General features: G+C 70.7%; 13 protein-coding genes. 4 read left to right on the forward strand and 9 right to left on the reverse strand.

What is annotated here, in order from left to right; translation table 11 throughout:
* The first annotated feature begins 3 nt into the window (after positions 1–3).
* Positions 4–990 (forward strand): ribokinase, encoded by a 987-nt coding sequence (locus ACT53R_RS14310; protein WP_476172570.1) that lies wholly within the window; start codon positions 4–6, stop codon positions 988–990.
* Positions 991–1,051: 61 nt separating this feature from the next.
* The gene (locus ACT53R_RS14315; protein ID WP_476172571.1) at positions 1,052–1,387 is read left to right on the forward strand and encodes a YegP family protein; all 336 of its coding nucleotides are present in this window, start codon (positions 1,052–1,054) and stop codon (positions 1,385–1,387) included.
* Between the two features lie 96 nt (positions 1,388–1,483).
* On the opposite strand, the gene ACT53R_RS14320 is transcribed toward ACT53R_RS14315, so the two are convergent.
* Entirely contained in the window at positions 1,484–1,933 is a 450-nt protein-coding gene (locus ACT53R_RS14320) for a hypothetical protein (protein WP_476172572.1), read from the reverse strand.
* Positions 1,934–2,148: 215 nt separating this feature from the next.
* Here ACT53R_RS14320 and dusB point away from each other — a divergent pair, with 215 nt between their 5' ends.
* Together dusB and ACT53R_RS14330 are read left to right on the forward strand one after the other, a co-directional pair.
* Positions 2,149–3,147 carry a tRNA dihydrouridine synthase DusB gene (gene dusB / locus ACT53R_RS14325; protein WP_476172573.1) on the forward strand — a complete coding sequence of 333 codons (999 nt, stop codon included), beginning with the start codon at positions 2,149–2,151 and terminating at the stop codon, positions 3,145–3,147.
* 243 nt (positions 3,148–3,390) lie between these two features.
* Positions 3,391–3,684, forward strand: a complete 294-nt coding sequence (locus ACT53R_RS14330; RefSeq protein ID WP_476172574.1) for a YcxB family protein — start codon at positions 3,391–3,393, stop codon at positions 3,682–3,684.
* A gap of 184 nt (positions 3,685–3,868) precedes the next feature.
* Here ACT53R_RS14330 and ACT53R_RS14335 read toward each other — a convergent pair whose 3' ends face one another.
* The 8 genes from ACT53R_RS14335 to ACT53R_RS14370 all read right to left on the reverse strand — a co-directional run bounded on the left by ACT53R_RS14335 (position 3,869) and on the right by ACT53R_RS14370 (position 12,935).
* Entirely contained in the window at positions 3,869–4,939 is a 1,071-nt protein-coding gene (locus tag ACT53R_RS14335; protein WP_476172575.1) for a metal-dependent hydrolase, read from the reverse strand.
* Positions 4,940–4,988: 49 nt separating this feature from the next.
* Positions 4,989–5,690 (reverse strand): DJ-1/PfpI family protein, encoded by a 702-nt coding sequence (locus ACT53R_RS14340; RefSeq protein WP_476172576.1) that lies wholly within the window; start codon positions 5,688–5,690, stop codon positions 4,989–4,991.
* A gap of 47 nt (positions 5,691–5,737) precedes the next feature.
* Entirely contained in the window at positions 5,738–6,121 is a 384-nt protein-coding gene (locus ACT53R_RS14345) for a VOC family protein (RefSeq protein WP_476172577.1), read from the reverse strand.
* Positions 6,118–7,164, reverse strand: coding sequence for a ferritin-like domain-containing protein (locus ACT53R_RS14350; RefSeq protein WP_476172578.1), 1,047 nt, complete (start codon positions 7,162–7,164; stop codon positions 6,118–6,120). Before ACT53R_RS14350 ends, ACT53R_RS14345 begins: the two co-directional genes overlap by 4 nt.
* Positions 7,161–9,152 carry a hypothetical protein gene (locus tag ACT53R_RS14355; RefSeq protein ID WP_476172579.1) on the reverse strand — a complete coding sequence of 664 codons (1,992 nt, stop codon included), beginning with the start codon at positions 9,150–9,152 and terminating at the stop codon, positions 7,161–7,163. The genes ACT53R_RS14350 and ACT53R_RS14355 overlap by 4 nt, the downstream gene beginning before the upstream one ends.
* Positions 9,149–10,192, reverse strand: coding sequence for a hypothetical protein (locus ACT53R_RS14360; RefSeq protein WP_476172580.1), 1,044 nt, complete (start codon positions 10,190–10,192; stop codon positions 9,149–9,151). Before ACT53R_RS14360 ends, ACT53R_RS14355 begins: the two co-directional genes overlap by 4 nt.
* The gene (locus ACT53R_RS14365) at positions 10,189–10,953 is read right to left on the reverse strand and encodes a VTT domain-containing protein (protein WP_476172581.1); all 765 of its coding nucleotides are present in this window, start codon (positions 10,951–10,953) and stop codon (positions 10,189–10,191) included. Before ACT53R_RS14365 ends, ACT53R_RS14360 begins: the two co-directional genes overlap by 4 nt.
* Before the next feature lie 65 nt (positions 10,954–11,018).
* Entirely contained in the window at positions 11,019–12,935 is a 1,917-nt protein-coding gene (locus ACT53R_RS14370; protein WP_476172582.1) for a TonB-dependent receptor plug domain-containing protein, read from the reverse strand.
* Positions 12,936–13,081 lie beyond the last annotated feature (146 nt).

A 13,081-nucleotide genomic window follows, 5' to 3' on the forward strand; every position in this document is an offset into this window, starting at 1 on the left:
CCCATGCCCCGTCCCGCCACCCCCGCCGCGCCGGTCATCGTCGTCGGCTCCTTCAACGTCGACCACGTCTGGCGCAGCGACACGCTGCCCGCCCCCGGCGCCACCCTGTCCGGCGAGTACGCCAGCGGCCCCGGCGGCAAGGGCTTCAACCAAGCCACCGCCGCCGCCCGCAGCGGCGCCGCCACCACCTTCGTCTGCGCGCTGGGCGACGACCTCGGCGGCCAGCTGGCGCGCGCGCTGGCGACCGCCGACGGCATCGACCTGCGCGACCAGCGCAGCACGGCGCCGACCGGTACCGCCGGGATCTTCGTCGACGCCCAGGGCCGCAACAGCATCGTCGTCGGCCCCGGCGCCAACGCCGCGCTGTCGGCGGAGTTCGTCGACGCCCAGGCCGAGGCCGTCGCCGCCGCGGCGGTGGTGCTGGTGCAGCTGGAATCGCCGCTGGACGCGGTCGGCGCCGCGCTGCGGCTGGCACGCGAACACGGCGCGATCGCGATGCTCAACCCGGCGCCGGCGAACATCGCCGTGCCGCGCGAGGTGCTGGCGCTGGCCGACCTGCTGACCCCGAACGAAACCGAATGCGCCGGGCTGTTCGCCCGCCACCTCGGCGAGCGCATCGACGGCGGCGACCTCGCCAGCCTTGACTCGCCGCGCCTGCACGCGCTGTGCCGCGACCTGCTGCCCGGCGGCACGGTGGTGGTGACGCTCGGCGCCGCAGGCTGCTTCGTCTCGCACGCCGACGGTACGCTGCGCGGCGACGACACCGCCTGGTACCGGCTGCCGGCGGAATCGGCGGCGGTGATCGACACCACCGGCGCAGGCGACGCCTTCAACGGCGCGCTGGCCGCCGCGCTGGCACTGCGCCCGGACGCCGCGTTCGCCGCCCACCTGCGCGCCGCCCACCGCTACGCCGCGCTGTCGACCGAACGCCCGGGCGCCGCCTCGGCGATGCCGACCGCCGAAGAGGTCGCCGCACGATTCCCGGTTTGAGCCCCCTTCGCGCCGTCGCTGCCTGCTACGCTCGGGACTCCACCCTCATCCAGGAGGTCCCATGGCCGGCAAGTTCGTCATCAGCAAGCGCAGCAACGGCGAGTTCCAGTTCAACCTCAAGGCCGGCAACGGCCAGGTGATCCTGAGCAGCGAGGGCTACAAGGATCGCGGCGGCTGCACCAACGGCATCGAGTCGGTGAAGAAGAACGCCGGCATCGACGCCCGCTACGACCGCAGGACCGCCGCCAACGGCAAGCTCTACTTCAACCTGAAGGCGGGCAACAACCAAGTGATCGGCAGCAGCCAGATGTACGCCGACGAAGCCGGCCGCGACAACGGCATCGCATCGGTGAAGACCAACGCGCCGGACGCGGCGGTCGAAGACGAGACGGCCTGAGGCGCGACGCCCGGCCCGACGCGAAAGACCCGGCGCACGCCGGGTCTTTCGTTTTCAGCCCGCACACTTGCAGGCGGCCGGATCACGACGTTTGCGTCACTTCTTCTTTTTCTTCTGCGCGTACTCGTCGGGCGTCTGTCCGCCTTCGGGCACCGCCGGGAACGACGGCGCTTCGCAGCCCGGCGCCGCGGCTTCCAGCGTCACCGCCAGCGGATTCGGACGCAGATCCTTCATCGCACCGCTGCCGGCATCGACGCCCGCGCCGATCAGCCCGCCCAGCAGCACGTTGCCCGCCATCGCCGTGCCGCCGGCACCGGACACCTGGCTGACCACCTGCGTGTTCACCAGCGCGTAGCCGACCTTGCAGATCTCGACCGCGAACGGATATTTCCGCTTCAGCGTCAGCGTGCACGGCGATTCGCAGCGCTCGCCGTTGGACAGTGACACGGTCGCGCCGACCGGGGTGGTCTGCACGGTGAACGCCTGGGTGGTGCCGCGCGTGACGGTCGCACAACCGACCAGCGACGACAGGACGACAGCGGCCATCGCGGCCCTGCTCGCATGTTGCATCATCGATTTTCCCCCTTGGATGGAACGGAATGGTTCCCCGCGCATGAGCCCCCTGCGGGCAGCGGACCGTCGCCCTCCCGGCCACCACGCCTGACGTGGTGCGATCCGCGTGCCTATCCGACCACGGCGGCACACTGCAGCACAACGCCCATCCGCCACGGCGCCCCTCCGGCCGCCCGTACAATGTCGCCATGCGCATCGGTCCCCACCGCATCGAACCCCGCGTGATCCTGGCCCCGATGGCCGGGGTCACCGACAAGCCGTTCCGGCAGCTGTGCAAGCGGCTGGGCGCGGGACTGGCGGCGTCGGAAATGACCACGTCCGACCCACGCTTCTGGGGCACGCGCAAGTCGCTGCACCGCATGGATCACGACGGCGAACCCGCACCGATCAGCGTGCAGATCGCCGGCACCGTGCCCGAGGTGATGGCCGAGGCCGCGCGCTACAACGTCGACCACGGCGCGCAGCTGATCGACATCAACATGGGCTGCCCGGCGAAGAAGGTGTGCAACGCGTGGGCGGGCTCGGCGCTGATGCGCGACGAGTCGCTGGTGGGCCGCATCCTCTCCGCGGTCGTGAATGCGGTCGACGTGCCGGTCACGCTGAAGATCCGCACCGGCTGGGCCGCCGACGCGCGCAACGCACCCACGATCGCGCGCATCGCCGAGGACAGCGGCATCGCCGCGCTGACCATCCACGGCCGCACCCGCGACCAGCAGTACACCGGCGTCGCCGAGTACGACACCATCGCCGCGATCAAGGCGACGCTGAAGATCCCGGTGATCGCGAACGGCGACATCGATTCGCCGATGAAGGCGAAGCAAGTGCTCGATGCGACCGGCTGCGACGCGGTGATGATCGGCCGCGCCGCGCAGGGCCGGCCGTGGATCTTCCGCGAGGTCGCGCACTTCCTCGCCACCGGCGAGACGCTGCCGCCGCCGACGCTGGCGGACATCCGCGACATCCTGCTCGGCCACCTCGAACACCTGCACGCGTTCTACGGCGAACCGCACGGCGTGCGCATCGCGCGCAAGCACCTGGGCTGGTATGCGAAGGACCGCCCCGAGAACGACAACTTCCGCGCGGTCGTCAACCGCGCCGAGACCGCCGACGCGCAGCTGCGCCTGACCCGCGACTACTTCGACGCGCTGATCGCGGGCGTGGCGCCGGTGCTGGAGGCGGCGGCGTGAACACGACCTCGACGCACGATGCCTCGCCCCCTGCCGTCGAGATCACCCCGACCCTGACCTTCGGCGAGCGGCTGCGCATGACGTGGCTGCTCACGCTCGGATCGCCGGCCGCGCTGTTCTGGGTGCTGCTGCCTTCGGCCTTCGGCCTGCGGCCTGTTCCTGCTGCTGTCGACCCTGCGGAACGAACGTGGCTTCGATCTCGCGGGCACGGCGATCATCGCGCTGTCGTTCGGGATCATCCCGGTGCTGCAACTGCTCAAGGTCCGTCGCCAGCAGCGCGAGGCCCGCGCGCACGGGCCGCATCGCTACCGGTTCGACCGGGAGGGCCTGCACATCGCGGCGCCGAACTCGACGCTGACGCTGCGGTGGGCCGCCATCCCGCGGGTGCGCGAACGCGCCGGTTTCCTGATGGTGTACTTCGACCCGCATGCCGCGCAGTGCCTGCCGCTGCGCATGCTGGCGCGCGAGGACGCCGACGCCATCGTCCGCTTCGCGCGCGACGCGGGCGTGGCGCGGATCGACGTCCCGCGGACCTGATCTTCCACGACCCGGTCCGCTGGTCGGCGAACGCCGACATCCGCCGGTGTCGGCAGAGCGGCCTGACCCGCCATTCGGCGGTTGAAGACAAGACCGCTGGCGTTCCGTCCCGACCGGTAGAGCGGCCTTCAGGCCGCTGGCGTTCCATCACCCAAAAGCAGCGGCCTGAAGGCCGCTCTACCGATCAGCGCCCTGCCGGCATCGACACACCTGCCTGCACCGGCTCCCGCCAGATCCGCGTCCACATCGCGGGCAGGCGGTCGGCGGCGTTCCACGGCCATTTGAGTTGCACGGGGGTGATCGGAATCAAGTCGTAGCTGGTCTTGGGCCCGTCCAGGGATTCGTACACGGTTTCTTCCAGCCTGGCGATGTCGAAGCGGAAGGTGTAGTCGGGCTCGCTGCCCATGCGCAGGTCGGTGAGACGCAGGCGGCCGTCGACGGCGTCGACGCGGGCGAAATGGTGGTTGAACCACAGCAGCCGCGCGCCGGCGGGGACGCGCCGGACAAGGGCGAGCGGAGCGGGATCGGCGGCGATGCGACGGAAGCGCATCGGGCCACGATCCGCGACCACCGAGCGCTCGCCTTCGAGATACCCGTCCGGCGTCATCACCACCACGCGCCACAGCAGCGTGTTGAACGGCATCGGCACGCTGAAGCGCGGCGCGTCCTGCAGCGCCATCGGCGCGAGCGTGCGCTCCGCGGCCTGCTCCACCTGCCACTTCGCGAGCAGCGACCAGCCGAGATAGCCGAAGCCCAGCGCCAGCCCGGCGACCAGCGCGCGATCGGCGACGCGCTTCTGCGGCACCGCCATCGCCACGACGAACGCCAGCAGCCACGCGAGCAGGAACACCGGGTCGATGATGAACAGGCTGGACCACATCGTCGGCGCCAGCGGCAGCGGCCACAGCAGCTGCGTGCCGTAGACGGTGAAAGCATCGATGAACGGATGCGACAACAGCGTGAGCATGAACACCCAGAACCAGCGCTGCGGCGCCTCCGCCACGCGCCCGCCGCGGCGCTTGAACCACGCCCACAGCGCCCAGGCCACGAACGGCAGCAGCAGCATCGAATGGGTGACGCCGCGGTGGCAGGTCATCTCCGCCACCGGGTCGGCGAACAGTTTCAGCGGGATGACGTCGAGGTCCGGCAGCGTGTTGATCGCCATGCCGGCCAGCAGCGCCGCGCGACGATGCGCGCGCGGCGCGATCGCGGCGGCGATGACGCCGCCGTAGAACAGATGGGTCACGGAATCCATGCGCGGATGCTAGCAAACGCCCGCGCGGGATCGCTTCGGGCGGGAGGACTCAACCGCCGACGATCGCCTGCACCGCGGCCACCAGCTGCGCGTTCATCGATGCCTGCTGCTGGGTGATCGAGATCACCAGCTCCGGCGACGCCTGCGTGGGGTCGCCGCTGTGCACCGGCGGGTCGGGCGCGTACTGGTTGTCGAGCTGCGTGCTCTGCGCCGCGCGTTCACCGGCGATTTCCTGCACCAGCTCCAGCGCGAGGTCGAGCGACGACGAGATGCCGCCGCCGCTGAAACGCCGGCGCTCGGCGTCGATCTGCGCGCGCGGGTAGCCGGGCACCACGTCCAGCGTCGGGAACAGCGCCAGCGCATCGCGGGCGCTCCAGTACGTGGTCACCGCGCAGCCGTCGAACAGCCCGGCCGCGGCGACGACGAACGCACCGGTGCACACCGAGCCGGCCCACTTCGCCTGCGCGCCGGCCTGCTTCAGCCATGCCTGCAGCGCGGGGTCGGCCATCGCCGCGGTGACGCCGTCGCCGCCACCGCCCGGCACGAACACGATGTCCGGCGACGGCGCATCGGCGAAGGAGAAGTTCGGCACCACCGATACGCCCTCGGTGGTCGCGATCGGATCGGTCGTCGCCGCGATCCACACCGTGCGGAAGCCCGGGGTGTAGGCGAAGATCTGGGTGGCCCCGGCGAAATCGAGCAGCGTGCAGCCGGGATAGAGCAGGAAACCGACGGTCAGCGTTTCGGACACGGCACGAACCTCGCGGGCAGGAGGGGGAAGGTGTTCGGGGAACGGGGTCACGCGTCGAAGGGTTCGATCAGGCCGACTGGATTGCCTTCCGGGTCGCAGATCATCGCGAAGCGGTAGCCGTCGACCTCGTCGATCGGCATGTGCAGCGTGCCGCCGGCGGCTTCGGTCGCTTCGATCGTGGCTTCGAGGCTGTCGACCACGAGGTAGAAGGCGTGCCCGGGTTCGAACCCGGGCACGCCTTTCTGCGCCTGGCCGATGCCGCCCAGCAGCGGCCGCGCCGTGGTCGGGAAATCGACGTAGGCGAAGCCACCGGTGCCGATGCGGTAGGTCCAGCCGAACACCGCCGCGTAGAACGCCTTCATCGCGTCCTGGTCGCGGGCGATGACCTCGAACATCACCGCCGGATGGGCGTTGCGGACCGGCGCGGTCATGGCATCCCGCCCTGCGTCCTCACGTACTCGTAGCTCGGGCCCACGGTCTGGCCGGTGTCCGGATCGGCGACGGTCTGCATCATCGACACCGCCAGCACGCGCAGGTCGTACATCGCGCCGATCGCCGCGTCCAGCCGGTCGGGGTGGCCGTTGAACGTGTCGTGCAGCGCGTTGAGCAGCGACGAGTAGTTCCACGCGTACTGCTCGATGCGCGTGCGCGCCTGCGTGCCGACGGCGAAATCCGCGATCCTGCAGTTCGGCTTCAGCGGCCAGATGCCGTCGGGATCGAACGGGATCGCGGCGCCCGCGTAGGCGTAGCCGGTGGGCGTGGTGACCAGCTCACGGCCGGCGACGATCGAGCCGAACTTGTAGAAGTGCGCGGGATCGTCGGGCGACTGGTACGGCGTCAGCGCGGTGCCCTCGCCTTCGAGCTTGATCAGGTCGATCGCGCGGCAGGCGCTGTCCGGGCCGGTGATCGGATACAGCTTGTCCGGCGGGAACCAGTGCGGCGCCACCACCTGCGGCGGCGCGGTCGGCTGCACGAAGATCGACGGCCCCAGCGCCCGGATCTGCGCCTTGATCGCGTCGTAGAACTCGCCGATGGTGGCGTAGGTCTCGGCGGCTTCCAGCAGGCCCGGCGTGCGCACCGGGATCTCGTCCTCCGGCTGCTCGATCGCCATGAACGTCTGCTTCACCACCGGCATCGAGAACGCCTCGATGCCGACGATCAGCCCGCCGATGTCCATCGGCAGCGGCCCCGGGTACTTCGGGATGAACGCCGGGTTGTTGATCTGCGGCCGGCCGCCGATCGCGATCAGGATGTTGGCGGCGATGCTCATGTGCAGCATCTCCTGGATCACGATGCTGCGGATCAGCGACGCGATGCGGCGGTTGGTGCCCGGCCGCAGCGAGAACATCGCGGTCAGGTACGGCGGGATGGTGCTGTGCTCCAGCTCGACCGCGTTCTGCAGGTAGACGTGCAGCTTCTCCGGGGTGTCGGCCTGCTGGATGCCTTCGATGACGGCGCGTGACAGACGGATCATGACGGGTCTCCCGATTCGGACGCGGCGTCGCGGCGCGCGGCGTACTGCATGAGGAAGGCGGTCTTGCCGCCGCCCTGTTCGGGCAGCAGGCCGAGGTCGGGCTGCGTCGACGTGGACGGTGGCGCCGCGGCGGCGACGGCCACGGCATCCGGCGGCGGGCCGACCTTCGGCCGTCCCAGCACCGGGCGGCCATCGGGTCCGGGATTGCGCAGCCACCGGAGGATCGTGTCGCGGTCGCCGATGCCGAGGTCGCGCGTCACCGGCATGTGGTTCGCGTCTTCGCGCGGCAGCGAGAACGCGAGCGTCAGCGGCGGGATGCGTTCGCAGACCGACTCGTAGCTGTTCAGGTCGACGATGTAGCGGCCCATGATCGGGTAGAGGTTGCCGAACTGCGCGAACACCGGCTGGATGTCGTCGTACCAGGTCGGGATCGCGGGCACGTCCTTGCGGCTGTAGGCCAGCACGCTGACGTAGTTCAGCGGATTCGACAGGTAGCCCGCCGGCTGCTGCGCCAGCTGGTAGCCGACGCCGTACAGCTGGCCGGAGATGTAGCCGCGCGGCGTGCCGGGACCGGCTTCGGACAGGCGCAGCGTCGCGATGGCGCGACCATCGGGTCCGGTGACGACCGCGGGCGGGAAGGCGAACGCATCCGCGGGCACGGCGATGTCGGGAATCGCGGCCGCGGGGCGCGGCGTCGGCGTGATCGTCGCGCCGCCGCCGGAGCCGCCCATCATGCCTTCGGTGGGCGACAGCACGACCCGCGAGCCGGACAGCGCCGCACCGAAGCGCGACGCGTGCAGGTGCAGCTCGCAGACCTCGCCCGGGTCCATGCGGAACACGAACTGGTCGGCACGGACATACTGGCCGTCGATCGATTCCTGCAACCGTACCGAGAATGTCACGGCATCGGTATCGGCAGCGGTGCCGGCATCGCCGGCGGGCGCGGACGGGCCGAGCAGCACCAGCGGATGGTCGCGCAGCAGATCGCGCGCGTCCGGCAATGCGGACACGTCGAACGCCTGCACGCCGGCGGTCTGCGCGTACCAGTCGGCATCGCGGTACGGCACTTCGCCGATCACCACCACGTCGGCGGCCGCGACCGTCGTCACCGCCGCCTGCGGATTGCCGCGCAACACGCCCACCTGCACCGGCCCGACGTCGAGCAGGCCGCTGTTGGCATCGAGGATCGGGAAACTGTTGCCGAGGTCGAGCGTCAGCCGCGCGGCCTCTGCATCGTAGGCACCCTGCGCGTTGTAGAGGCAGCCCGCGGGCACCGCCGGCCACGTCTTCGGGTCGGCGATCATCTGCCGGCCGACGACGAAGTGCGCCGGTTCGCCGCGACGGTAAGGCCCGATCGTGCCGACCACATGCCCCATCGTGTAGCGCGGGATGGTCGCGTCGCGGCCGTAGCCGTAGACGTTGAAGGCGATCGACAGGCGATCGTCGTCGCTGGCAGCGCGCAGCGCGCGCAGCAGCGGCGAATCGATCAGGTCGTCCCACGCCATCGCGTCCAGCACCGACTGGTAGTTCGCCGCCAATTGCTGGTCGCGCGGCACGCCGGTCTGCTGCCGCTTCCACAGGTTGCAGAACGGGCCGGGCTTGTATTCGCCGCTGAACAGTTGCCGGCGTGCGGCGTCGAGCAGCCGCAGCTGCATGCCCCAGATCTCGGAGACCATCTGCTGCTGCGGGTCGAGATCGACCAGCTTGCCGGGCGCACGGCGATCGGCGTTCTCCAGCAGCATGCCGATCACCGGGTCCTGGCCGGCATCGGTCAGCGCGCGGCCGTCGAGGCTGCCGCCGGTCACGGCGCAGTCGACGAAGCGGAAGATGCCGGTGCCTTCCGGGTTCCAGCTGCCGTTGGCGTTGAGCTGCTGGTATTCCGGCACGAACGACGCGTTCTGGTAGAAGCGGACGTCGTTGTTGATCGTCGAGACGTCGGCCTGGAACCAGCCCTTGAAATGCAGTCGGGGACTGTCGAGATAACTCATGGCGCACCTTCCGTTTGCTGATCGTCGAGATCGGACCACTGCGTCGGCGCTTCGGCACCGCGCAGGGCGGCGTCCGCGGCCACCTCCTTCTTCGGGCAATCGCCCTCGAACAGGCAGCACCACTCCGGATCGGCCGGGCACATCTGCGCGACCTGGTCCCAGGTCACGATCGGATCGGGCCGCTGCGCGCGGAAACTGGTGTAGTTCTGGCTCACGATCGGCGCGTTCGGCGGATCCAGCGGATAGCCGGAGAAATAGAACGACTGCGGATGCCGGTACTTCGGCGACTTCGGATTCGCGGGATCGTCCGAGGTCGGCGTCGCATAGAACGCATAGCCGAACAGGATCGGCGGCTTGCCGACCTCCAATGCGTAGGCCTGCACCTGGCCGGCCACCTGCGTGCTGCGCGCCGGGCTGTAGGGCAGGTGCTGGATGAAGTCCACCCGCGGCGGATGGTTCTTCGGCGAGAACTTGCAGCACTGCGGCGTGCCCTTCGGACGGTCGGCGTAGCGCAGGAAGTACGCCTTGTTGCCCAGCGAGACGAAGGCGCAGGTGTAGTGGTTGTCCGACGGGAAGATCGGCAGGCAGTACTGGTCGTAGTACTCCATCATCGCGCCGGTGCCGTCACCATCCTTCGGCACATAGGTCGAGTCGTAGTAGCTCGCGCCGTACGACACCTGGTAGTCCGACGGCGACAGCCCGGCGGGCGGATTGCCGTACGGCGGCGGGTATTTGTCGTAGTTCGCGAACACGCGGTACATCGTCCACGTGCTGACCCACCACTTCGGGAACTGCGGATCGGTGGGCTCGCCGGCCTTGCGCGGGTAGATGCATTTGGCGAGCGGGATGCAGTCCTTGTCGTTGTGCACGCCGCCGGTGAAATAGATGTGGCGCTCGGCGGGCGTGGCCGCGACGACGGGTCGCCCCGACGCGCCCGCGACGGAAGCGGCAATGGCCAGCACGCCGCCGAGCAGCAGCGACAGCGGCCCTGCGAGTGCGCGCCCGCGGGCACGCGATGCGAAGACGGTGCGACGGTTCATCTCTCCTCCTGGACGGGAACGGACTTGGCGGACGCCGGCACGTGGCGGGCCGGCGGCACGGACGCGGCGTCGCGGCCGAGCAATCGCCCGACCACGCGCCGATGGAGCAACCACAGGACGCCGGGCAACGCCAGCGTCGACAGCAAGGCGGCGAGCAGGCCCGGCGCACCGCGTCCCAGCGATGCGCTGGCGGCGTACAGCGCGGCGGTCGCGATCGACGCCGCGGCCGCGCAACCCGCTGCGGAAGGAAACGGCAGCCGCCAGACGCCGGCGAGCACCGCGCTGGTTTCCGCGAGCAGCGGCAACGGGCGCATCAGCGAAATCCACCACAGCGCGCGGCGATCCGCGCGATCACGGGTGCGATCCCACAGCGCGGGGCCGATCCAGCGCCGCAGCCGCGCTTCGGGCATCAGCCGCCCCAGGCCGTAGCCGACGACGAACGCCAGCGACAGGCCGACCGCCACGCAGGCGCCGCCCCACAGCGGGCCCAGCCGCCAGCACAGCGCCATCGCGACGAGGCTGCTCGGCACCGGCAGCAGCACGTCGGCGACCAGCAGCGCGATGCCGACCGTCGCGAACGCGGCATCGGAGGTCATCGCCTCCAGCCAGCCCGGCGCGGCGCGATCGAAGTGCGCGCCCCACAGCACGAACGGCAGCGACAGCGCGAGGACCAGCGCGCACAGCACGGCGCCGAGGCGCCAGCGCGCCTGCGCGTCGCCTCGCCCGTCACCGCGTCCGTCCCGTCCTTCGACCTGCGCCATCGTCTTCCCCCTTCTTCCGATGAAGCCGTCCCGCCGCGCACTCCGCTTTCCGTGACCCGGTCGCCTCAGTGCGACGCCCAGGTCAACGACACCCGCAGCCGTCGTCCGGGCCACGACGTGCCGATGCTTTCCTCGCGCTCGCTGTCGAACACGTTGTCGACGCCCGCCAGCACCGTGACCGCGCCGAACGTGCGGCGCAGCGAGGCATCCAGCGTGGTGACCGACGGCAGCCAGCGGTCGCCTGTCGGGATCGAGGAATCGAAGCGCCGTCCGAGATGGTTCGTCTGCAGCGACAGCACGAACGCGCGCGGCAGCGGCACGTCGAGCCCGGCGTTCCACTGCAGCTGCGGCCGATGCCGCAGCACGACGCCATCGTCGGCGCGCACGCGCTGGCGGCTGCCGTCCAGACGCAGGCGCCAGTCGTTGGCGAAGCGATGCGACAGCGACCATTCCAGGCCGTCGGCCGACACGCGCGCGCGATTGACCAGTTGCGGCGGCGGGCCGGCGTCGAAATCGACGAGATCGTGATAGCGCGCGCTGAACAACGTCAGCCGCAGCGGCCAGGCGCCATCGGCGGCGGTGGCGTAGTACAGCTCGCGCTGCAGTGCGCGTTCCGGCTTGAGATCCGGATTGCCGACCAGCGGATGGCCCAGCGCATAGAAACTCGGCTGCTTCGTGCTGCGGCCGACCGATGCGCCCCACTGGCCGCGACCGGCACCCAGCGTGCGCTGCACCGACAGCATCGGCAGCGTGCTGGCGTCGCCGCGATCCGGATCTTCGCGACGCACGCCGCCCTGCACGGTCCAGCCGTTCGCCTGCCAGCGCGCCTCGGCGAGCAGGCTGGTCGTGCGCCGGCGCAGCTCGAAGTTCGCCGGCAGCGCGAAGAACGGGCCGAAGTGGATCAGGCTGTCGAGCGTGCCGTGCTCGCGCTGGTGCTGCGCGCCAACGGTGAAGCGCAGCGCCGCGTCGTCGCGCGACAACCACAGCAGTTGTGCGTCCTGGCGGCGGTATTCGCCGATGGCATCGATCGCCGGCAGACCCGCGGGATCGCGCAGGCCCGGCGATACGCCCGGCGAGCGCTCGTCGGTGCTGCGCGACAACGCGTCCGCCTGCAGCCGCAGCGTGCCGTCGCCGACGTCGCGCACGGAGAGATCGATCGACCCCTGCCGACTCTCTGCCTCGCGCGTTTCCAGCGTCCGCAGGTCGGCGTAACGTACGCCGCCGCTGTCGTCGGGGAAGCCGCGATTGCGGCTGTCGGCGTAGCGCGCGTCGACGCCCAGGTCGACGCGATCGCCGAAGCCGTGCGCCCAGCCGGCATTGGCGGCGCGCGTCCGGTGGTCGATGGTGCCGCCGTCGCGGCTGTCGCGATCGCCGTCCTCGCGCGCGGTCGCGCCCACGCGCCAGTCGCCTGCGCGCAGGCCCGCGCGCACGCCGGCGAGGCCGTCGCCGCCGGCGTCGAGCCCGGCCGAAGCACCATCTCCACCGCGGCGGGTGAGGATGTGGATCACGCCGGACATCGCTTCGGCATTCAGCACCGACGCATTGCCGCGCACGATCTCGATGCGCTCGATGTCGCCGGCAGTCAGGGTGTTGAGGTCGACCGCGCTGCCGCGCGAGGACAGCGGATCGTTCTGGCGCACGCCGTCGATCAGCACCACGACGTGGCTGGGATCGGCGCCGCGCAGGTAGAGCGAGCCGAAGCCGCCGCTGCGCGCGCTGCGATCGGTGACGACACCCGCCTGCGTGGCGAGGATGGCGCCGGCGCTCATGCCGGCCATGGCGTCGAGGTCGGCGCGACCGAGCACGGTCACGTGCTGGCTGGCGGCCGCGGCGGTGGTCGGCAGCGCGGAGGCGCTGACGACGATGCGGTCGAGGGTCTGCGGGTCGTCCGCGCGATTGGTCGGCGGCGTGTCCGCGGCGGACGCGGCCTGCGCGGTCGCGAGCGGCAGCGCGATCGCGACGGCGAGCGCTGCCCTGCGCATGCAGGGCGCATGCGCGCCTGCGGTCGAACGAAGACGGTTCCGCGACGGCGGAACCGCCACCTCCCTGTGACGCCGATGCATCGATGGCCCCTGTTCCGTGAATCCCCGGCATCCACGCCGTGGCCGCACTGTACCGCAAACCATTC

This window comes from Lysobacter sp. DMC104, assembly GCF_056313665.1.

Bases quoted from the DNA above. Each gene is read 5' to 3' on its own strand.
- ACT53R_RS14310 (WP_476172570.1), top strand. From the start codon at position 4: ATGCCCCGTCCCGCCACCCCCGCCGCGCCGGTCATCGTCGTCGGCTCC.
- ACT53R_RS14315 (WP_476172571.1), top strand. From the start codon at position 1,052: ATGGCCGGCAAGTTCGTCATCAGCAAGCGCAGCAACGGCGAGTTCCAG.
- ACT53R_RS14320 (WP_476172572.1), bottom strand. From the start codon at position 1,933: ATGGCCGCTGTCGTCCTGTCGTCGCTGGTCGGTTGTGCGACCGTCACG.
- dusB (WP_476172573.1), top strand. From the start codon at position 2,149: ATGCGCATCGGTCCCCACCGCATCGAACCCCGCGTGATCCTGGCCCCG.
- ACT53R_RS14335 (WP_476172575.1), bottom strand. From the start codon at position 4,939: ATGGATTCCGTGACCCATCTGTTCTACGGCGGCGTCATCGCCGCCGCG.
- ACT53R_RS14345 (WP_476172577.1), bottom strand. From the start codon at position 6,121: ATGACCGCGCCGGTCCGCAACGCCCATCCGGCGGTGATGTTCGAGGTC.
- ACT53R_RS14350 (WP_476172578.1), bottom strand. From the start codon at position 7,164: ATGATCCGTCTGTCACGCGCCGTCATCGAAGGCATCCAGCAGGCCGAC.
- ACT53R_RS14355 (WP_476172579.1), bottom strand. From the start codon at position 9,152: ATGAGTTATCTCGACAGTCCCCGACTGCATTTCAAGGGCTGGTTCCAG.
- ACT53R_RS14360 (WP_476172580.1), bottom strand. From the start codon at position 10,192: ATGAACCGTCGCACCGTCTTCGCATCGCGTGCCCGCGGGCGCGCACTC.
- ACT53R_RS14365 (WP_476172581.1), bottom strand. From the start codon at position 10,953: ATGGCGCAGGTCGAAGGACGGGACGGACGCGGTGACGGGCGAGGCGAC.
- ACT53R_RS14370 (WP_476172582.1), bottom strand. From the start codon at position 12,935: ATGCGCAGGGCAGCGCTCGCCGTCGCGATCGCGCTGCCGCTCGCGACC.